Origin of the sequence: Variovorax saccharolyticus (assembly GCF_030316765.1) — a bacterium.
In the GTDB taxonomy this organism is placed as follows: domain Bacteria; phylum Pseudomonadota; class Gammaproteobacteria; order Burkholderiales; family Burkholderiaceae_C; genus Variovorax; species Variovorax saccharolyticus.
Window position 1 is genome coordinate 1 of record NZ_JASZYT010000005.1, and the last position, 21,156, is coordinate 21,156.

The following is a 21,156-nucleotide window of genomic DNA, read 5'->3' on the forward strand; positions in this document are numbered from 1 at the left end:
TGGTCCTGGCCGCGGAACTTGTAGTTGGTCGTGATCGCGACGTTGCCCGTGAGATTCGGCGCCGCTGCGGGTTCGGCTGCGGCTTGCGCGCTGGCGATCAGCGGCAGGGCGATCAGGGATGCGGCGAGCAGGGTTCTTTCAGTTGCGTGTTTCATGTTCGATGAGCGAGAGAGGAGAGCGCAGCGTACGGTCGCGCTCGTAAAAGCCTCGTAAAAAATCGGGCCTCGCGCATAAAGATTCATTCGACCATCTGCCTCGTTTACGCTTTTTTTACAGAGCGCGGCGATCTCTGTTCACCCTTTTTATGCACCCCTGGCGAGACTCGTTTCATCGTCTTGTCTCCAGGAGTGAAGAATGGATTTCGTGTGGATTGCCGCCATCGCGGTGATGTGGGCCGTGACGGCCGGAATGGTGCTTGGGCTCGCGCAGCTCGATGCGCCCAGGGGAGAGCGTTCGTGATCGGCCTCGAAGTTCTCTATGGCTTCGGCGGCCTGCTCGCCGTGCTGCTGTTCGCCTACCTTGTGTTCGCGCTGATCTGCGCCGAGGAGTTCTGACATGAACGCCTCCGCCTGGGGCCTGCTGGCCCTCTTTCTCGCCGCGCTGGGCCTGCTGGCCTGGCCGCTCGGCCGTTTCGTCGCCGCCCTGTGCGAGGGCCGCCTGCCGCGCTGGATGCAGCGTGTGGAGACACCGGTCTTCCGCCTCGCGGGCGCCGCCGCCGACGGTTCCATGCATTGGAAGACCTACGCTCTCGCGTTGCTCGCATTCAATGCGATCGGCGCGCTGGCCGTCTATGGCTTGCAGAGACTGCAAGCCGTGCTGCCGCTCAATCCGGCGGGCATGGCGGCCGTGTCGCCGGACTCGGCCTTCAACACCGCCGTGAGCTTCGTCTCCAACACCAACTGGCAGGGCTATGCCGGCGAGTCGACCATGGGCTACCTGACACAGATGCTCGCCCTCACGGTGCAGAACTTCGTGTCGGGCGCGACCGGCATCGCGGTCGCGTTCGCGCTGGCCCGGGGCTTTGCCTCGCGCAGCACCGACGGCAAGGGCTGGGTCGGCAACTTCTGGGTCGATGTCACGCGGATCACCGTGTGGCTGTTGCTGCCGATCTCCTTCGTGCTCGCGCTCTTCTTCGCCGGCCAGGGCGTGATCCAGAACTTCGACGCCTACCGGACCGTGACGACGGTGGAAGCCACGGCCTACCAGACGCCGAAGCTCGACGGCAGCGGCCAGCCTGTCAAGGATGCCGCGGGCCAGCCGGTGCTCGAAGACGCGAAGGCCACGACGCAGACGCTTGCGATGGGCCCGGTCGCTTCGCAGGAGGCGATCAAGATGCTCGGCACCAACGGTGGCGGCTTCTTCAACGCCAACTCGGCCCACCCGTTCGAGAACCCGACCGCGCTGACCAACCTGGTGCAGATGCTGGCGATCTTCCTGATCCCGGCGGCCTTGTGCTTCGCCTTCGGCCGCGTGGTCGGCGACCTGCGCCAGGGCTGGGCGGTGCTGGCGGCGATGACGGTGCTGTTCGTTGCCGCTGTCGTTCTGGTGATCCCCGCCGAGCAGGCCGGCAATCCCCTGATCGGTGCGCTGGGGGTCGACCAGGCATCGAGCGCACTGCAGGCCGGCGGCAACATGGAAGGCAAGGAGACCCGCTTCGGCATCGCGGCCTCGGCCTTGTTCGCCGCCGTCACCACGGCGGCCTCCTGCGGCGCGGTGAACGCCATGCACGATGCCTTCACGCCGCTCGGCGGCATGGTGCCGATGGTGCTGATGCAGCTCGGCGAGGTGGTCTTCGGCGGCGTCGGCACCGGGCTCTACAGCATGCTGGTGTTCGCGATCCTCGCGGTCTTCATCGCCGGCCTGATGATCGGCCGCACGCCCGAGTACCTCGGCAAGAAGATCGAGGTGCACGAGATGAAGCTGACTTCGATCGCGATCCTGGTGACGCCGATCCTGGTGCTGGCCGGCACCGCGGTGGCGGTGATCGCCGACGCCGGCAAGGCCGGCATCGCGAACCCCGGAGCCCATGGCTTCTCGGAGATCCTGTATGCGCTGACCTCGGCCGGCAACAACAACGGCAGCGCCTTCGCCGGGCTGTCGGCCAACACGCCCTTCTACAACGCGCTGCTGGCGGTGGCGATGTGGTTCGGCCGCTTCGGCGTGATCGTGCCGGTGCTGGCGATCGCCGGTGCCCTGGCGGCGAAGAAGCGGCTCCCGGTGACCGCCGGCACCATGCCCACGCACGGACCGCTGTTCGTGACCTTGCTGATCGGCACCGTGTTGCTGGTGGGCCTCTTGAACTATGTGCCGGCACTGGCCCTGGGCCCGGTCGTCGAGCACCTGATCCTCTGGAAGTAGGGCCTCGGCCATGAAGAAGACATCCATTTCGCAATCCATGTTCGACCCAAAGCTCGTCAAGCCCGCGCTCCGGGGCGCCTTCGCGAAGCTGAGCCCGCGGGTGCAATGGCGCAACCCGGTGATGTTCATCGTCTACGTCGGCAGCATCCTGACGACGCTGCTGTGGCTGCACGCGCTGGGCTTCGAAGGCGATGGCGGCATGCCGCCGGCCTTCGTGCTCGCGGTGTCGGTCTGGCTCTGGTTCACGGTGCTGTTCGCCAACTTCGCCGAGGCGCTGGCCGAGGGCCGCAGCAAGGCCCAGGCGGCCGCGCTGCGCGGCCTTCGCAAGGACACCTGGGCCAAGAAGCTGAACGAGCCTTTCCATGGCGCGGGCTTCCTGCCCGAGCAGGCACCCAACCTGCGCCGCGGCGACGTGGTGCTGGTCGAGACCGGCGACGTGATCCCGCTCGACGGCGAGGTGATCGAGGGCGTGGCCTCGGTCGACGAGAGCGCGATCACCGGCGAATCGGCACCTGTGGTGCGCGAGTCGGGCGGCGACTTCTCGGCCGTCACCGGCGGCACGCGGGTGCTGTCCGACTGGCTGGTGGTGCGCATCTCGGTGAACCCGGGCGAGTCCTTCCTCGATCGCATGATCGGCATGGTGGAAGCGGCCAAGCGCCAGAAAACGCCCAACGAGATCGCCCTCACGATCCTGCTGGTGGCGCTGACGCTGGTGTTCCTGGTGGTCACCGCGACGCTGCTGCCCTTCTCGCAGTTCAGCGTCTCGGCGGCGGGCGCCGGCACCGTGGTTTCGCTGACGGCGCTGGTGGCGCTGCTCGTGTGCCTGATCCCGACCACCATCGGCGGCCTGCTGTCGGCGGTGGGCGTGGCCGGCATGAGCCGCATGATGCAGGCCAACGTGATCGCCACTTCGGGCCGCGCGGTCGAGGCGGCGGGCGACGTCGACGTGCTGTTGCTCGACAAGACCGGCACCATCACGCACGGCAACCGCCAGGCCAGCGCCTTCCTCACGGCGCCCGGCGTCTCGCAGGCCAGGCTGGCGCATGCCGCGGTGCTCGCCTCGCTGGCCGACGAGACGCCGGAAGGCCGCAGCATCGTCGAGCTGGCCCGTCGTGGCGGCGTCGAAGACAAGGGTGTGGAGGGCGCTGTTTTCGTTCCCTTCACGGCTCAGACCCGCATGAGCGGGGCCAACCTGCCGCCGGCGCCGAACAGCCTGGACGCCGAGGCGATCGTTCTGCGCAAGGGAGCGGTCGATGCGGTGCGCCGGCATGTCGAAGCGCTCGGCGGCACGGTGCCCGGTGCGCTGTTGCAGGCCGCCGACCAGGTGTCGCGTCGTGGCAGCACGCCGCTGGCAGTGGCCGAGGGCGCGCGGGTGCTGGGCATCGTGGAGCTCAAGGACATCGTCAAGACCGGCATCAAGGAACGCTTCACCGAGCTGCGCCGCATGGGCATCAAGACCGTGATGATCACCGGCGACAACAAGCTCACGGCGGCGGCGATCGCGGCCGAGGCCGGGGTCGACGATTTCCTGGCTGAGGCCACGCCCGAGGACAAGCTGGCGCTGATCCGCCGCTACCAGGCCGAGGGCCGGCTGGTCGCGATGACCGGCGACGGCACCAACGATGCGCCGGCGCTGGCGCAGGCCGATGTCGCGGTGGCGATGGGCAGCGGCACGCAGGCCGCCAAGGAGGCGGCCAACATGGTCGACCTCGACTCCAACCCGACCAAGCTGCTGGAGGTGGTGGAGACCGGCAAGGCGCTGCTGATGACGCGCGGCTCGCTGACCACCTTCTCGATCGCCAATGACGTCGCGAAGTACTTCGCGATCATCCCGGCGATCTTCGTCTCGACCTATCCGCAACTGGGCGCGCTGAACCTGATGCGGCTGGCGAGCCCGTCGTCGGCGATCCTGTCGGCCGTGATCTTCAATGCGCTGGTGATCGTGTTCCTGATCCCGCTGGCGCTCAAGGGCGTGCGCTACCGCCCGGTCGGCGCCGCCGCGCTGCTGCGCCGCAACCTCGCGATCTACGGGCTCGGCGGGCTCATCGTTCCCTTCATCGGCATCAAGTTCATCGACTGGCTGCTGGTTGCGGCCGGCCTGGTCTGAGGATTCACACCATGACAAGCATTCTTCGTCCGTCTCTCGTTCTGTTCGCACTGCTCAGCGCGCTGACAGGCATCGTCTATCCGCTCGCCGTGACCGGCGTCGCGCAGGCCGCGTTTCCCCAGCAGGCGGCGGGCAGCCTGATCGTGCGCGACGGCGTGACGGTGGGTTCGGCCCTGATCGGCCAGAACTTCAGCGATCCGGCCCATTTCTGGGGCCGGCCATCGGCCACGGCGCCGATGCCCAACAACGCGGCCGCTTCGGGCGGCGCCAACCAGGGGCCGCTGAATCCGGCACTGGTCGAAGCGGTCAAGGCTCGCATCGAGGCGCTGCGCGCGGCCGATCCCGGCAACACGGTGCCGGTGCCGGTCGACCTGGTGACGACCTCGGCCAGCGGGCTCGATCCGGACATCAGCCCCGCCGCTGCGCACTACCAGGCGCCACGCGTGGCGCGCCTGCGCAAGCTGCCGCTGGAAACGGTCGAGCGGCTGATCGTGGCGCACACCGAGGGGCCGCTGTGGGGCTTGCTCGGCGAGCAGCGCGTCAACGTGCTGGCGCTCAACCTGGCGCTCGACGCCCAGCCTTCCCCTTGAGGATCAGGGCAGGGCAAGAGACCGCAGCGCCGAGCAGGGGAATCGATGACTTCTGATGTCTTGAATGCACTGGGTGCGTTGATCGCCGTCTTTCTCCCGATGGGCTTCGCATGGGCCATCGTTCACTGGGTGAGCGTGCGCCATCGCCGTGGCAAGGCGGCCGGGCGCGACACCCCACGAGAGCGGCAGCCGCCGGATCCCGCGAAGCGGCGTCACGCACTGCGCCAGGCGCATGGCGATCCGGACGAGCGCCGCCATCGCTCTGCCGATCGGGAAAGCCACTGATGTCGAGCTCGCTCCTCTCCGCCGCGGACGGCCGTCCGGACCCCGACCAGCTGCTCGCACAGATGCGGGCGGAGGAATCCCGTGCCCGGCGCGGCAAGCTGCGCATCTATTTCGGCGCCAATGCGGGCGTGGGCAAGACCTGGGCGATGCTGAGCGCCGCACAGCGCGAGCTGGCGCAGGGGCGCGACGTGGTCATCGGCGTCGTCGAGACGCATGGGCGCAGCGAGACCGCGGCGCTGCTCGCCGGCCTCGAGACCCTGCCCTTGCGCGAGCTCGCCTACCGCGGCCGCACGCTGTCCGAGTTCGACCTCGATGCCGCGCTGGCGCGCCGGCCGGCGGTGCTGCTGGTCGACGAGCTGGCGCATGCCAACGCGCCGGGCTCGCGCCATGCCAAGCGCTGGCAGGACGTGCAGGAACTGCAGGCCGCCGGCATCGAGGTCTGGTCGGCGCTCAACGTGCAGCATCTGGAAAGCCTCAACGGCACGGTGGGCGCGATCACTGGCGTGCGGGTGCACGAGACCGTGCCCGACACGGTGCTCGACGAGGCCGAAGAGGTGGTGCTGGTCGATGTCACGCCCGACGAATTGACGTCGCGGCTGGCGGCCGGCAAGGTCTATCTGCCGCAGCAGGCCGAACGGGCGGCGCAGAATTTCTTCCGCAAGGGCAACCTGATCGCGCTGCGCGAGATCGCGCTGCGGCGCACCGCCGAGCACGTGGAGGACGACGTGCGCGGCTGGCGCGTGGAGCAATCGGGGCCGCAGGGCGTGGCCGGACCGCCTGCGTGGAACACCTCCGGTGCGATCCTGGCCTGCGTCGGGCCGCACGAGGAAGCGGGCCAGACGGTGCGCACCGCGGCCCGGCTGGCCGGGCAGCTCAATGTGCGCTGGCATGCGGCCTACGTCGAGACGCCAAGCCTGCAGCGCCTGGACGCGGACCGGCGAGATCGCATCCTCGCGGTGCTCAAGCTGGCGGAAGAACTGGGCGCCGTGACAGCCGTGCTGACCGGCACCCGCATCGCCGAAGCGCTCGCGGCCCAGGCGCAGCGGCTCAATTGCGCCACGCTGGTGATGGGACGCGCTGCGCCGGCGCGGGGCTGGGCGCGCTGGTGGGCGCCGACCGACCTGTCGCGCGAACTGGCACGCTGCGCGCCCGCGCTCGACATCCTGGAGGTGGCCCGGGCCGACAGCTCGCGCCGCCTCGCCCAGGTCCGCCCGGGCGGACGGCGCGACGAACCCGGCCTGCCGGAGGACGAGCGCTCGCGTGCCCGCTGGCCCGGCTACGCGTGGGCGGGCGCCACCAGCATCGCGATCACGCTGGTGGCCATGCCGCTGGCCGGCGTGCTGGAACTGGTCAACATCGTCATGCTGTTCCTGCTCGGCGCGGTGGGCGTCGCGCTTCGATTCGGGCGCGGCCCGGCCGCCCTGGCCGCGGTGATGAACGTCGCCGCCTTCGACTACTTCTTCGTGGCGCCGCGCCTGTCGTTCGCGGTCAGCGACGCGCAGTACCTGGTGACCTTCGTGGTCATGCTCGGCGTCGGGCTGCTGATCGGGCAGCTCACCGCGGGGCTGCGATTCGCCGCCGGCGTCTCCACCAGCCGGGAGCGGCGGGCCCAGTCGCTGTTCGAGCTCACGCGCGAACTCTCGGCCGCGCTCGAAAGCGCGCAGGTGGTCGAGTTGGGCGCGGCTGCGGTGCAGGGCCATTTCGGCGGCCGCGCGCTGGTGCTGGTGGCGGACGCCAACGACCGGCTGGTCATGCCTGCCGACCCGGTGCCCGGCTTCGATCCCAGCGTGGCCGACTGGACCTTCAGGCAGGGGCAGCCGGCCGGCCTCGCGACCGCGACGCTGGCGGCCCAGCCCTGGCACTACGTGCCCCTCAAGGCGCCGATGCGCGTGCGTGGCGTGCTCGCCCTCGAACCCGCGCAGCCGCGCTGGTTGCTGATTCCGGAACAGAACCAGCAGCTCGACACGCTGGCGCGCCAGATCGCGATCGCGCTGGAGCGGGTGCACTACGTCGAGGTGGCGCAGCAGGCGGTGGTCGATATGGAGTCGGAGCGATTGCGCAATGCGCTGCTCGGCGCCATCTCGCACGATGTGCGCACGCCGCTGACGGCGCTGATCGCGCTGGCGGAGTCGCTGCAGGCGCAACCGCCCCAGGCCCACGCCGAAGTCGCGCGCGCGATCGTGGCCCAGGCGCGCGAGTTGAATGCGCTGGTCAACAACTTGCTCGACATGGCGCGGCTGGAAAGCGGCATCGCAGGCGGCGCCGTCAACCTGCGGCGTGATTGGCAGTCGGTGGAAGAAGTCGTCGGTTCGGCGATTCGCGCGGCGCGGCCCGCGCTGGGTGACAGGACGGTGCAGACCGAACTGCCTTCGGACCTGCCGCTGGTCGAGTTCGATGCGACGCTGATCGAGCGCGTGCTGGTCAACCTGCTCGAGAACGCCGCCAAGTACGGTGCCCCGCCCATCGTTGTTGGCGCGCTGGCGACGCCCCATGCCCTGCTGCTGACCGTCCGCGACCATGGCCCGGGTCTGCCGGCCGCGCTGCGAGGCCGGGAACAGACGCTGTTCGACAAGTTCACGCGCGGCCAGGCGGAATCGGCCACGCCCGGTGTCGGCCTGGGCCTTGCGATCTGCAAGGCGGTGGTGAGCGCCCATGGCGGGGAGATCGCCGCGGCCAACGCGGCCGGCGGCGGCGCCGAATTCAGCGTGACCTTGCCTCGGCGCGAGCCGCCTCATCGGCCCTTCCTATAATCCGCCTCGGTTCGAAGGTGCCCCCCAAGCCGGAAACGGTCTGGGAGGTTAAACGGGAAGCAGGTGCGCGCGTCGCTGACGCGCAATGCCTGCGCTGCCCCCGCAACGGTCAGCGGATAGAGAAGTTTCGAGTGAGCACCTGTGGGTGTTCGCAGCCACTGCGCTCGAGTCGAGCGTGGGAAGGCGAAGCTTCTGTTGTCGTGCGCAAGCGCATGACAGCAACCCGCGAGCCCGGATACCGGCCTTCGCAATCGCCTTCGGACGCTGCGGGAGTGCGTTTGTCCGGGCTGCTCGGCACTTGCGTGCCGGGTTGGCATCGGCTCGTGCAATCGCAGCGTGTATCTCTTTGAACAGCCCAGCGGGAATGCGGGCTGAAGGAACACCCTATGCGCAAGCCTGCCGAGCTTGGGACCCGGACCCGGGTCTCAGGTCCTTTCACGTCTCTGAACATCACGATACCGGGCCTTGTCGCCCTCATCGCCAGCAGCTCGGCGCTGGCGCAGGAGAGCCTGCGCGCCGTCGAGGTGACGGCCACCCTGCAGGACCAGGCGCCGGCGCTCCAGGCCACCACCGAGGTGGCCGGCAGGCTGGGCCTGAGCGGGATGGAAACGCCGGCTTCGGTCGAGGTGATCAGCCAGGAGACCATGGAGCGGCGTGGCGCACGGACCTTCGAGGAGGCCCTGCGCGGCGGCGTGGGCATCACTGCCGGCGGAGCGCCGGGATCGCCATCGGTGATCTCGACGCGCGGCTTCACCGGCGGCTTCATCACCTATCTGTTCGACGGCGATCGCATCGCGGTGCCGACGATGGTGAGCCGGCCCCAGGACACCTGGAACTACGAGCGCATCGAAGTCCTGAAGGGCCCCTCGTCGGTTCTCTACGGTGAAGGCGCCATCGGCGCGGCCGTGAACTTCGTAACCAAGCGACCCGACCGCAACAACCCCGGGGCCGAGGCCATGCTCTCGTACGGAAGCTTCGGCACGGCGCGGGCCGGCGTCGGCCTGGGCGTCAACGTCGGGGAGGGCAGCGCCTTCCGGCTGGACTACAGCCATCAGGAGACCGACGGCTATGTCGACCGCAACAAGCAGCGCTACGACAACCTCACCATGGGCTACACCACGGCATTGACGCGCGACCTCAGGCTGGATCTGTCGATGGACTACGCCAGGGACAGCGCGCTGTCCTACCAGGGCACGCCGCTGGTGCCGCGTGCCTACGCGCTCCAGCCCACGGACATCGTCAGCGATGCCAACGGGCGGGTGGTCGACCGCAGCATCGCGTTTCGCAACTACAACTTCGACGATGCCGAGATGAGTGCGAACAGCCTCTGGACGCGCGCCAAGCTCAGCTGGCAGATCGCGCCGGAATGGAAGCTGCGCAACCAGCTGTCCTACTACACGGCCGACAGGACCTGGCGCAACTCGGAGTCCTATGCCTTCGTCGCCCCGGGCCGCATCGTGCGCGACCTGGTCGGCATCACCCACGACCACCAGATCCTGACGGACCGGCTCGACCTTGCGAACACGTCGCCGATCGGGGGAATGAAGAACCGGTTCGTGGCGGGGCTCGAATACACGAAGACTGATTTTTCGTCCAACCGCGACTTCTCCAACGGGTCGACCGCGGCCAACAACGCGCTCTCGGTGAGCGAGTTCGCCACCTTCCCGGGAAGCTACGGGGTCTTTGCCGCGAAGCCGGCGCTGTTCGCGGGTGCCGGCAATCGCACGGTCTTCGACGCCCGGATACCCACGGGGTCGGTCTTCATGGAAGACGCGCTGTCCGTCAGCGACCGCTGGACTCTCGTGGGCGGATTGCGGCAGGACTACGTGAAGCTGGAGCGCCAGAACCTGGACCTCAACACCGGGGCCCGGGCATCGTTCACGCAGAGGTACAAGCCCACATCCGCGCGCCTGGGCGTGGTGTTCGCGATCGACCCCGACACCTCCGTCTACGCCCAGTACTCGAACGCGAGTGCGCCGGTCGGCACGGGCAATCTTCTGCTGCTCTCGGCGGCCAACGCCGCCTTCAATCTCTCGACCGGCAAGCAGCTGGAGCTCGGCCTCAAGCAGTCGGCGCTGGCGGGCCGTCTCGACTACACGCTGGCGGCCTACAGGATCGAGCTCGACAACGTGCTGTCGCGCGATTTCAGCAACCCGACGCTCACGGTCAACAGCGGCAGGCAGTCCGCACAGGGCCTGGAGCTCGCCGCCGCCTGGAAGGCGACACGCGAGCTCACGCTGAGCGGGAATCTGGCATGGGTCGATGCGCAGTTCGACAGGCTCATCGAGGCCGGCAACGTCTCGCGCGCGGGCAACACGCCGCCGAACGTGCCGGGCACGGTGGCCAACCTCTGGGCCGACTACCGGGTGCCGGGATGGCCGCTGCGCATCGGTGGCGGCATCAACCGGACCGGCCACGCCTACGCCAACAACGCCAACACGGTCCGCATGAACGGGTTCACGACGGCGACCGCCTATGCGACCTGGAGCCTGCAGAAGGGCGAGATCACTTTTCGCGTTCGCAACCTGACTGACGAGCTCTACGCCTACTGGAGCGGCGCCAATTCGAACAACCAGGTCTTGATCGGCGCGCCGCGCAGCTTCGAGGTCAGCTACCGGGCGGCCTTCTGACCGGCAACGGCGGTGGTACGGGCATGAAGCGCGCATTGATCTTCGTCCACAAGTGGCTCGGCATCTCGTTGGCGCTGCTGTTCCTGATGTGGTTCATCACCGGGATCGTGCTGTATTACGTGCCGTTCCCGAACCTCTCGCAGGCTGAGCGGCGCGCCGGGCTGCAGCCTCTGGCGCTGGACGCCGGCTGCTGCCTGAGCGCCGAAGCGGCCGCCGGGCGGGCCGGCCTGAGCTTCACCGAGGCCCGCCTGGGCATGGCCGATTCCGGGGAGCCGGTGTGGCGGCTGCTGGTCGATGGCGGTTCGGCGAAGGCCGCGCGGTGGCAAGTCCTCGATGCGCGCTCCGGCGCCGCGAAGGCGCCGCTCGGCGCCGGGCAGGCCATGAAGGTGGCCGAGAGCTTCAGTGGCCGGCGCGCGCTGGAGGCCGAAGCGCTGGCGCGTGACCAATGGACGGTTCCGCAAGCCTTAGACCCCTACCGCCCGCTGTTCAAGGTCAGCCTCGAAGGAGACGATGGCCTGGAACTGTACGTGTCGAGTGCTGCCGCCGAGGTGGTGCGCGACACCCGCCGCAGCGAGCGCTTCTGGAACTGGATCGGCGCGGTCCCGCACTGGATCTATCCGACCGTGCTGCGGCAGTTTCCGCAAGCCTGGAACCAGGTGGTCGTCTGGCTGTCGATCCCTGGCGTGGTGCTGGCGGCGACCGGACTGGCGCTGGGCATCTGGCAGCTGTTCCTGAACCGGACGCGCTGGATTCCCTATCGCAAGTTCTGGATGCGCTGGCATCACATCGCGGGCCTGGTCGCCGCGGTGTTCACGCTGACCTGGATCTTCTCGGGCCTGATGTCGATGAACCCCTATGGCGTGTTCTCGCCGCGCGGGCTGTCGGCTGCCGAGCGCGAGCGCTGGCTCGGCCCGGTCCGGGACGCGGTGCTGGCGCCGCCGCTGGCCCTGGCCGCGGTGCGGGCCGGCGAGGCCGATGCGCAGCCATTGGAACTCGAGCGGATTCGCGTCGACGGCCAGGTCTGGTATCGAATCCAGGGCGCGGAGCGGCGGTGGTGGGTGCGCGCCGATGATGCACGCGCTGCGTCGACAGTGCATGCGGCGCTGCCGGACCCCTTGGTCTCGGACCTGCTGCGGCAACTGCGCGGTGCCGACAGACCGCCTTCGCGCGTGGAGCGGATCGACCGCTACGACGATGTCTACTACGCGAAGAACCCGGGCTCGGCCGAAGCCTCGGAGGCCCGGCCCCTGCCGGTCTGGCGCGCGCATTGGTCCGACGGCACCGACCTCTATGCCGATCCCGCCTCGGGCAAGGTGCTGTTGCGGGTCGATCCCTCGGGACGATGGCAGCGCTTCATGTACCAGGGACTGCACAGCCTCGACTTCGAGCCGCTGCGCGAACGCCCCCGGTTGCGCGAGGCGTTGGTGCTGAGCCTGTCCGCCCTGGGCATCGCCTTGTGCATCACCTCGTGCGTCATCGGCTGGCGCGCGCTGCTGCCCAGGGCTGCGGCGCGCAGGAAGGCCGCGCACCGTCGGAGCGAAGGTGTTCCGCTATGATCGGCGCCGTTGGTGCTCGCTTCGTCCGTCCGGTCGAAGCAGTTCAACGGGAATCAGGAGGGGTGGCGCGGCAAGTCACAGCGCGCCCCAACCTGAGCTGCCCCCGCAACGGTAAGCGAACGTGAGCCCTCGTGCTCGCCGCTCGTGTCTGCAATCCACTGGGTCAATCCGCGCAATCGGTGCTGCCTGGGAAGGGAACACGGGTCGTTTTCGCCAGCCCGGATACCGGCCAACGAGGCGGCGCGCCGTTCGATCGGCGCGCCTTGTGGTGCGTACCTGCGGGGAAGCGGGTGAGCATGGCTGGCTCGGTATTTTTTCAATGATTCCCATCCCGTCCAGGCGACATGGCCCGGGCTCAAGCCGCTGTCCCGCGCTGCTGGTCACGGCACCCGCATCGGGCCAGGGCAAGACCACGGTCACCGCCGCATTGGCGCACTGGCATCGCAGCCAGGGCCGGCGTGTGCGCGTGTTCAAGACCGGGCCGGATTTTCTCGACCCCATGGTCCTCGCACGTGCCAGCGGCGCGCCGGTGCAGCAGCTCGACCTGTGGATGGGCGGGGAAGCGCACTGCGCCGAGCTCCTGCACGGTGCGGCTGCGCAGGCCGACCTGATCCTGGTCGAAGGCGTGATGGGGCTTCACGATGGCACGCCGTCGAGTGCCGATCTGGCGCTGCATTTCGGACTGCCGGTGCTGGCCGTGATCGATGCATCGTCGATGGCGCAGACCTTTGGCGCCATCGCCCACGGGCTCGCGACCTATCGCCCCGGCCTGCAGCTGGCAGGCGTGCTGGCCAACCGCGTGGGCAGCGCGGGCCATGCGCAGATGGTGCGCGAGAGCCTGCCGGCCGGCATGGCCTGGTACGGGGCGCTGCCGCGCGGCGGGCACTATGCGCTGCCATCGCGCCACCTCGGCCTCGTGCAGGCCGGCGAGGTGGACGACATCGCCGAGCGCATCGCGGCCGCCGCGCTGGCGCTGGCCGAGCACGGGCCGCTGCCGCTGCCGCCTGCGGTGGAGTTCAGCGCGCCGCCGGCCGCGACTGCGGACCCGGGTGCTCCCGCCTCGCTCGTGGGCGTCACCATCGCCATCGCGCAGGACGCCGCCTTCTCGTTCGTCTACGCCGCCAATCTCGAGGTCCTGCGCAAGCTGGGCGCGCAGCTTTGCTTCTTTTCGCCGCTGGCCAACGAGCCGGTGCCGCAAGGCGCGCACGCGCTGTACCTTCCGGGCGGTTACCCGGAACTGCATCTGCAGGCGCTGGCCGGCAACGCGGCGACGCGTGAATCCATCGCCGCCCACCACGCCGCCGGCCGCCCGTTGGTCGCGGAGTGCGGCGGCATGCTGGTGCTGCTGGAGTCGCTCCGCGACGCCGCCGGCCGCGAGGCGCCCATGCTGGGCCTGCTGCCCGGGCAAGGCGCGATGTCCGACCGGCTGGTCAACCTCGGCATGCACAGCCTGGCGCTGCCCGAAGGCGAGGTCCGCGGCCACACGTTTCATCACGCCCGCATCGACACGCGCGCGCCGGCCGCGCTGCACACGCAGGCCCGCCGCCACCACGGCCAGGCCGAGGCGGTGTTCCGACAGAAGCGCCTTTTCGCGTCTTTCATGCATCTGTACTTTCCGAGCAATCCGGCCGCCATCGCCGCGTTGTTCAAGCCCTGATCGCGCGCCGGCAACGCCGCGGACGACCCCACCGAACCACCACAGCCCATGCAAACCTCGACGCCCAGCCACATGCAAAGCCGCAAGATCCCCGCCACCATCGTCACCGGCTTCCTCGGCAGCGGCAAGACCACGCTGCTGCGCCACCTGCTGCAGAACGCCCAGGGCCGGCGCATCGCGGTCATCGTCAACGAGTTCGGCGAACTGGGCATCGACGGCGAGCTGCTGCGCGGCTGCGGCATCGGCTGCGACGAGACCGGGGCGCCGGACGGCCAGTTGTTCGAACTGGCCAACGGCTGCCTGTGCTGCACCGTGCAGGAAGAGTTCGCGCCGGTGATGGAGCAGCTGGCCGCACGTCGCGACCAGATCGATCACCTGGTCATCGAGACCTCGGGCCTGGCCTTGCCCAAACCCCTGGTGCAGGCCTTCCAGTGGCCGGCGCTGCGCAACGCCTTCACGGTGGACGCGGTGATCACGGTGGTGGATGCACCGGCCGTCGCCGCCGGCCGCTTCGCGGACGACCCGCTGGCGGTCGATGTCCAGCGCCGCGCCGACGAGAATCTCGACCATGATTCGCCGCTGTCGGAGTTGTTCGAAGACCAGCTGGCGACCGCCGACCTGGTGGTCGTGCACAAGACCGACGGGCTCGACGCGGCGGCGCTGGCCGGCGTGGAGGCCGTCATCCGCGCCGAGACCGCGACCGGCGTGAAGCTGGTGCATGCGCAGCATGGACGCATCGACCTGGATGTGCTCCTGGGCATGGAGCGGGCGGTGGAGGATGCCATCGACCAGCGCAAGACCCACCACGACGAGGAAGAAGACCACGACCATGACGCCTTCGACTCGGTCTCGGTGAGCCTGCAGGTCGCCGACCGCGGCCGCCTGCTGGCCGCCTTGCAGAGTCTGGTCGGGCGCCACGAGATCTATCGGGCCAAGGGCTTCGTCGCACTGCCCGGCGCGGCGATGCGTCTGGTGGTGCAAGGCGTTGGCGCGCGCTTCGACAGCTACTTCGACCGGCCCTGGCGCGCCGGCGAGGCGCGGCAGACGCGGCTGGTGCTGATCGGGGCAGGCCTCGATGCGGCCGTGCTGCAAGCCGAACTGGACGCGGCGCTGGGCGTGGCCGCGGTGGCCTGACGCGTCACCGAAGCATCGTTCATGCATCTGTTGTCCACCCGCCCCGGCGGCCACGTCGAAGACGGCGGCCAGGGTGTCGTGCGCGTGGCGCAGACGCCGGCCCCGGTGGTCGTGCTCAGCGCCGCCGACACCACCCTGTCGCTGCTCGCCGACGCGGCCGGGCAGATGGGCGCCGGCTATCCCGGAGTGCGCCTGGCCAACCTGATGTGGCTCCGGCAGCCGGCTTCCGTGGACATGTATGTCGACGACGTGCTGCGCCATGCCCGCGTGGTGGTGATCGACCACCTGGGGACGCCGAGCGACTGGGCCTACCTGGTGGAGCGCGCCATGTCCTCGGCCCGCGAACGCGGTCAGTGGCTGGCGATGTTCTCGGGCGATGCCTTCGAAGACGTGCAGCTGCTCATGCGCAGCAGCGCGCCGCATGACGATTGCCGCCACCTCTGGCGCTGCCTGCGCGAAGGCGGGCTGGCCAACGCGAAAGCCTTCTTCTCGCTGATCGGCCACGCCGCGTTCGGGCTGGGCAGCCGGCCGGCGCAGCCGGTGCCGCTGCCTTCGGCGCTGCGCTATCGGCCAGCGGAGGCCGCCGGCCGCGCCCCGTGGAAGGCCGGCGCGCCGGTGGCGCTGCTGCTGTTCTACCGCGCCCATCTGCAGGCGGGCAACACGGCGGTGTTCGACGCCATGCTGGACGCGCTGTCGGCCGCCGGCCTGAACCCGCTGGCACTCGCCGTGGATTCGCTCAAGAACCCGGACAGCCACGCCGCGGTGCAAGCCCTGGTCACGGAGCACCGCGTGGCGATCGTGCTGAACGCAACCAACTTCGCGGTGGCCTCGATCGACGGCAGCGACGACGGGAGCGCAGGCGACGGCGACAGGTCGCTCGCCACGCTGGCCGGGGATGCCCCGGTGCTGCAGCTCGTCACCGCCGGCGGCACGCATGAGCAATGGCTGGCCGACCCGCACGGCCTCGCGCCGCGCGATCTGGCCATGCAGGTGGTGCTGCCCGAAGTGGACGGGCGCATCCTCACGCGCGCCATCAGTTTCAAGGGCATGGCCTGGCGCTGCGAGCACACCGAGCTCGACGTGCTCCGCTACCAGGCCGAGCCCGGCCGGATGGCCTTCGTGGCCGAGCTGGCACGCCGCTGGTGCGTGCTGCGCGACAAGCCCAACGCCGACAAGCGGATCGCGCTGATCCTGGCCAACTACCCGATCGACGATGCGCGCATCGCCAATGGCGTCGGGCTGGACACGCCGGCGTCGACCGTCGCCGTGTTGCAGGAGTTGCGGGCCGCGGGCTACCTGACCGGGGATCTGCCCGCCAGCGGCGACGCCCTGATCGCGGCGCTGCTGCGCGGCATCACCAACGACAGCGACGCCAACGGCGCCCGGCCCGCGGCGCAGAGCTTCTCCCTGGCCGACTACCTGGAAGATTTCAATCGCTTGCCCGCCGACAGCAGGGCGGCGGTCAATGCGCGGTGGGGCGAGCCCGGGCAGGAGCCGACGCTGCGCAGCGGGCGCTTCACGATCGCCGGCCTGCGATTCGGCCATGTCTTCGTCGGCATCCAGCCGGCGCGCGGCCGTGGCGTGGACCTGGCGGCCACCTACCACGACGCCGACCTGGTGCCGCCGCACCACTACCTGGCCTTCTACTTCTGGCTGCGCCGTGCCTTCGCGGTCGACGCGATGGTGCATGTGGGCACGCACGGCAATCTCGAGTGGCTGCCCGGCAAGAGCGTGGCACTGAGCGAGGCCTGCTGGCCCGATGCCATCCTGGGCCCGCTGCCGCATCTCTATCCCTTCATCGTCAATGACCCGGGCGAAGGGAGCCAGGCCAAGCGGCGCACCCAGGCCGTGATCATCGACCACCTGATGCCGGCGATGACGCGCGCAGAGACCTATGGTCCGCTGCAGCAGCTGGAGCGGCAGATGGACGAGTACTACGAAGCCTTGTCGCTCGACCCGCGACGCGCGCGCCTGCTGCGCGAGGACATCCTCGGGCGCACCGTGCGCGAAGGCTTGCACGAGGAACTGGGCTTCGCGCCGCCGACCGACGAGGGCGCCCGGGAGAGCCTGTTGCAGGGGCTGGATGCCTATCTTTGCGAGATCAAGGAATCCCAGATTCGCGACGGCCTGCATGTGCTGGGGCATTCGCCGCAAGGCCGACAGCGCATCGACACGCTGCTGGCGCTGGCGCGTTTTCCGGGCGGCACGGCCGCCAGCCAGAAGAGCCTGCTGGTCGCCTTGGCGCAAGACCTCGGCGTCGAGGGCGAGGACGGCTTCAGCGTGCTGAGTCCCGACTGGGCAGCGCCGTGGCGAGGCCCGCGCCCGCAGGCATTGCAGGCGCTCAGTGCCGAGGCATGGCGCCACGCCGGCCACACGCGCGAGCGGCTGGAACTGCTGGCCGCGCGCCTGGTGGCGGCGCAGGCGGTGCCCGGCGACACCCGGGCGGGCGCCGCCTCGCACGACGCCTTCGATGTCCATGCCTGGCCGCATGCGGCACCGGTGCTGCAGCGTCTGAAGGAAGTGCTGGCCCCCCGCCTCGATGCCTGCGGTCCGCAGGAAATGACGCAACTGCTGCGCGGCCTGGCCGGGCGCTTCGTGCCGCCTGGCCCGAGCGGCGCGCCCTCGCGCGGCCGGCCCGACGTGCTGCCCACGGGACGCAACTTCTACAGCGTCGACACCCGTGCCGTGCCCACGCCCACGGCCTACGCCATGGGTGCGGCGGCGGCCGAGAGACTGATCGAGCGGCACCTGCAGGACCACGGCGCGATGCCGGGCGAGGTAGGCCTGTCCGTCTGGGGCACCAGCACCATGCGCACCGGCGGCGAAGACGTGGCGCAGGCCTTCGCGCTGCTGGGCGTGCGGCCGAAGTGGGCCGACGGCAGCGCGCGGGTGATCGACATCGAAGTGCTGCCGATGGCCATCCGCCATCGGCCGCGCGTGGACGTGACCTTGCGCGTGTCGGGATTCTTCCGCGATGCCTTTGCCAACGTGATCGACCTCTTCGACACCGCCGTGCGCGCGGTCGCCGCGATCAGCGAGGACGATGAGTCCGACGAGGTGAACCCGATCCGTGCCCGCGTTCGGCGTGAAGCCGCCGAGGCCCTGGCGGCCGGCCGGCCGGCCGAGGAAGCGCAGCGCCAGGCCACCTGGCGCGTGTTCGGTCCGCGCCCCGGCGGCTACGGCGTCGGCGTCCGGGAGCTGCTGGACGGCGGGCGATGGCAGGACGGCGCCGACATCGCCCAGGCCTATCTGCAGGCCGGTGCCTATGCCTACGGGCAGGGCGGACACGGTGTGGCGGCGCGGGCCTCGTTCGAGCAACGGCTGGGACGACTCGATGCAGTGCTGCACAACCAGGACAACCGCGAGCACGACCTGCTCGACGCTGCCGATCACGCGCAGTTCCAGGGCGGGATGGCGGCCGCCGTGACGCACCTGGCGGGCGCACCGGCGGCGCTCTACCACGGCGATTTCAGCGTGCCGGGTTCGCCGCGCATCCGCAGCCTGCGCGAAGAGGTCGCGCGCGTGCTGCGATCGCGCGCGGTCAATCCGAAGTGGCTGGACGGCGTGCGCCGGCATGGCTACAAGGGCGCGGCGGAGATCGCCGCCACGGTGGACAACCTGTTCGCCTACAGCGCCACCACGGACGTGGTCGGCGACCACCAGTACGCGCTGGTGGCCGATGCCTACCTGCACGACGACGAGACGCGCGAGTTCCTGCAGCGGCACAACCCGCTGGCCTTGCGCAGCATCGGCGAACGCCTGCTGGACGCGATGCGGCGAGGCCTGTGGCAAGAGGCCGGCGACCACCGCGAACGCATCGAACACCACCTGCTGGCGCTGGAGCGCCGGCTCGAGGAACACGGCGAAGGACCGACCTGATGACATTCCAATCCAATGAAGCGATCGCCGGCCCGGGGCTCGAAGCCGCGAGTCGAGCGACCTTCCCCTTCAGCGCGCTGATCGGGCAACCCCTGCTGCAACGCGCGCTGTTGCTGGCGGCCATCGACCCCGGCATCGGCGGCGTGCTCATCAGCGGACCGCGCGGCACCGCGAAGTCGACCGCGGCGCGGGCCCTGGCCGCGTTGCTGCCGCCGACGCCTGCCGGATCGGCTGCGCCCTTCGTCACCCTGCCGCTGTCCGCCAGCGTCGAACAGCTGGTGGGAACGCTGAACGTCGAGGACGTGCTTCGCGATGGACGGCTGCGCCTGGCACCGGGCCTCGTGGCGCGGGCCCACGGTGGCGTGCTGTACGTCGATGAAGTCAACCTGCTGCCCGACGCATTGGTCGACGCCTTGCTCGATGTCGCCGCCAGCGGGGTCAATACGGTGGAGCGCGACGGCATTTCGGAACAGCACGCCGCACGCTTCGTGCTGGTCGGCACCATGAACCCCGAGGAAGGCGAACTGCGTCCGCAGCTGCTCGATCGCTTCGGCCTGTCGGTGGCGCTGGCCAACGCCAGCGAAGCCGGGCAGCGGACGGCGATCGTGCGCGCCCGTCTGCGCTTCGACGAGGATCCGCTCGGGGTGGCCGAAGCCCATGCCGGAGAACAGGCCCGTCTGGCCGCGGCAGTCGTTGCGGCCCGGGCCGGGCTGGCGCGACTGGCGTGGCCGGATGCCGTGCTGCAGCGCGCCGCGGAACGCGCGCTGGCGGCGGGCGTGGACGGGATGCGGGCCGACCTGGTGATGCTCAGGGCGGCGCGTGCGCTGGCTGCCTTCGAGGGTCGGAGCGAAGTCACAACCAGCGATGTGGATTCGGTGGCCGAACTGGCATTGGCGCATCGACGGGAGGAGGGCAGGAGCGGCCCGGTGCCAGAGTCGAAGCCCGACATGCGGCAGGCGGCGCCGACGCCCCCCGGCAGCGCCGCAGCTTCCGCCAACAGTTCCCCCATGGGCGACTGGGGCGCGCTGCCGCCGATCCCCGAAGCCACTGCCCGCGTGCTGCCCGAAGGAGGGTGGCCGGCAAAAAAAGCCTGAGCTGCCGCAGCCGCCTCATGCGCGCCGGGCGCGGAGGTCTGCGGTGGCCGAATCCACCTGCTCCGCCACTGCTCGCTCCGCCCACGCACACCGATGCCGGACCTGCGCGGTCTGCCATCGCATGGTTGCCCACCCTGCTGGCCAAGGGCCCGCGGCCCTTGCAGGGCGGGCACCTGCGCTACAGCCAGCGCCCGGTGCAGGCGGCGCGCCTGCACCTGATCGTGCTCGACACCTCCGGCTCGATGCGCCAGCGCGGCCGGCTGGCGCTGGCCAAGGGCCATGCCACCTGGCTCATCGAGCAGGCGGCGCGCGCCGGCGACAGCGTGGCCATGCTGAGCTTCGGCGGCCAGGGCGTCGAGCTGCGGCTGCCGCCCGGCCGGGCGCGCGCCTCCGGCAGGGAAAAGGTGCGAGCGCTGGGCGGCGGCGGCGGCACGCCGCTGGTGCAGGCCCTGGCCCGGGCCGACGAGCTGCTGCGCCGCGCCGAGCGCCGCGACGGCCCCGTGGAATCCTGGCTCTGGCTGCTGACCGATGGCCGGACGCTGGAGCAGCCGGCGGCACCCGAGGCCCCGCGGCATGTCGTCATCGTCGACTTCGACGAACCCGCGCGCGCCATCGGCCGCTGCGCCGCCTGGGCACAGCGCTGGGGCGCGGAACATCGCCTCGCCGGCCGATCCCATTGACCCCCGAAAAAAGAAGCCATGTCCCACGCAGCTCATCCGGCGCCCGCCGCATCCGTCACCGAAGTCATCGTCTGCACCACCTGCCGACCGGCGGGCGCGTCGCGCGATGCGGCGGCGGCCGGCCAGGTCCTGCTGGACAGCGTGCGGACGCTGCATGGCGAAGACCTGCGTGCCGGCGTGCGGGTGCGCGGCATCGCCTGCATGAGCGGCTGCTCGAGGGCCTGCACGGTGGCCTTGCAGGCTGCCGGCAAGCCCACCTACTACTTCGGCGATCTGCTCGCCGACCCGGAAACGGCGGCCCAGGTCCTGGCCTGTGCCGGCCTGCACGCGCGCAGTGTCGACGGGGCGCTGCCGCGCAGCGAGCGCCCCGAGCGCCTGCGCAGCGGCATCCTCGCCAAGCTGCCGCCGTTCCTTTCGGCCGTGGTCGCATGAGGCC

The 21,156-nt window shown here is 70.1% G+C and carries 14 protein-coding genes and 2 riboswitches; all 14 genes read left to right on the plus strand.

Annotated elements, in window-relative coordinates; translation table 11 throughout:
• Positions 1 to 455 precede the first annotated feature (455 nt).
• A complete protein-coding gene (kdpF, locus tag QTI45_RS16255; protein WP_286370192.1) occupies positions 456 to 554 on the plus strand; it encodes a K(+)-transporting ATPase subunit F in 99 nt (32 codons plus the stop codon).
• A gap of 1 nt (position 555) precedes the next feature.
• A complete protein-coding gene (gene kdpA, locus QTI45_RS16260; protein WP_286655144.1) occupies positions 556 to 2,358 on the plus strand; it encodes a potassium-transporting ATPase subunit KdpA in 1,803 nt (600 codons plus the stop codon).
• A 10-nt stretch (positions 2,359 to 2,368) separates the two neighbouring features.
• Complete coding sequence (gene kdpB, locus QTI45_RS16265; protein WP_286655145.1) at positions 2,369 to 4,465, plus strand: potassium-transporting ATPase subunit KdpB; 2,097 nt, start codon at positions 2,369 to 2,371, stop codon at positions 4,463 to 4,465.
• Positions 4,466 to 4,476: 11 nt separating this feature from the next.
• Entirely contained in the window at positions 4,477 to 5,055 is a 579-nt protein-coding gene (gene kdpC / locus QTI45_RS16270; RefSeq protein ID WP_286655146.1) for a potassium-transporting ATPase subunit KdpC, read from the plus strand.
• Between the two features lie 45 nt (positions 5,056 to 5,100).
• Entirely contained in the window at positions 5,101 to 5,340 is a 240-nt protein-coding gene (locus QTI45_RS16275; RefSeq protein WP_286655147.1) for a hypothetical protein, read from the plus strand.
• Positions 5,340 to 8,090, plus strand: a complete 2,751-nt coding sequence (locus QTI45_RS16280; RefSeq protein WP_286655148.1) for a DUF4118 domain-containing protein — start codon at positions 5,340 to 5,342, stop codon at positions 8,088 to 8,090. The genes QTI45_RS16275 and QTI45_RS16280 overlap by 1 nt, the downstream gene beginning before the upstream one ends.
• Positions 8,089 to 8,351: riboswitch (cobalamin riboswitch) on the plus strand. It overlaps the preceding gene by 2 nt.
• Before the next feature lie 125 nt (positions 8,352 to 8,476).
• The gene (locus tag QTI45_RS16285; protein ID WP_286655149.1) at positions 8,477 to 10,720 is read left to right on the plus strand and encodes a TonB-dependent receptor; all 2,244 of its coding nucleotides are present in this window, start codon (positions 8,477 to 8,479) and stop codon (positions 10,718 to 10,720) included.
• 23 nt (positions 10,721 to 10,743) lie between these two features.
• Complete coding sequence (locus QTI45_RS16290; protein ID WP_286655150.1) at positions 10,744 to 12,276, plus strand: PepSY-associated TM helix domain-containing protein; 1,533 nt, start codon at positions 10,744 to 10,746, stop codon at positions 12,274 to 12,276.
• Positions 12,270 to 12,524: riboswitch (cobalamin riboswitch) on the plus strand. It overlaps the preceding gene by 7 nt.
• A 71-nt stretch (positions 12,525 to 12,595) precedes the next feature.
• Positions 12,596 to 13,933 (plus strand): cobyrinic acid a,c-diamide synthase CobB, encoded by a 1,338-nt coding sequence (locus QTI45_RS16295; RefSeq protein ID WP_286655151.1) that lies wholly within the window; start codon positions 12,596 to 12,598, stop codon positions 13,931 to 13,933.
• 72 nt (positions 13,934 to 14,005) lie between these two features.
• Entirely contained in the window at positions 14,006 to 15,067 is a 1,062-nt protein-coding gene (gene cobW, locus QTI45_RS16300) for a cobalamin biosynthesis protein CobW (protein WP_286655482.1), read from the plus strand.
• Positions 15,068 to 15,088: 21 nt separating this feature from the next.
• Positions 15,089 to 18,946, plus strand: coding sequence for a cobaltochelatase subunit CobN (gene cobN, locus QTI45_RS16305; RefSeq protein ID WP_286655152.1), 3,858 nt, complete (start codon positions 15,089 to 15,091; stop codon positions 18,944 to 18,946).
• A complete protein-coding gene (locus QTI45_RS16310; RefSeq protein WP_286655153.1) occupies positions 18,946 to 20,040 on the plus strand; it encodes a magnesium chelatase ATPase subunit I in 1,095 nt (364 codons plus the stop codon). The genes cobN and QTI45_RS16310 overlap by 1 nt, the downstream gene beginning before the upstream one ends.
• 125 nt (positions 20,041 to 20,165) lie before the next feature.
• A complete protein-coding gene (locus QTI45_RS16315; RefSeq protein WP_286655154.1) occupies positions 20,166 to 20,720 on the plus strand; it encodes a vWA domain-containing protein in 555 nt (184 codons plus the stop codon).
• A gap of 18 nt (positions 20,721 to 20,738) precedes the next feature.
• A complete protein-coding gene (locus QTI45_RS16320) occupies positions 20,739 to 21,152 on the plus strand; it encodes a DUF1636 family protein (protein WP_286655155.1) in 414 nt (137 codons plus the stop codon).
• The last annotated feature ends 4 nt before the right edge of the window (positions 21,153 to 21,156 follow it).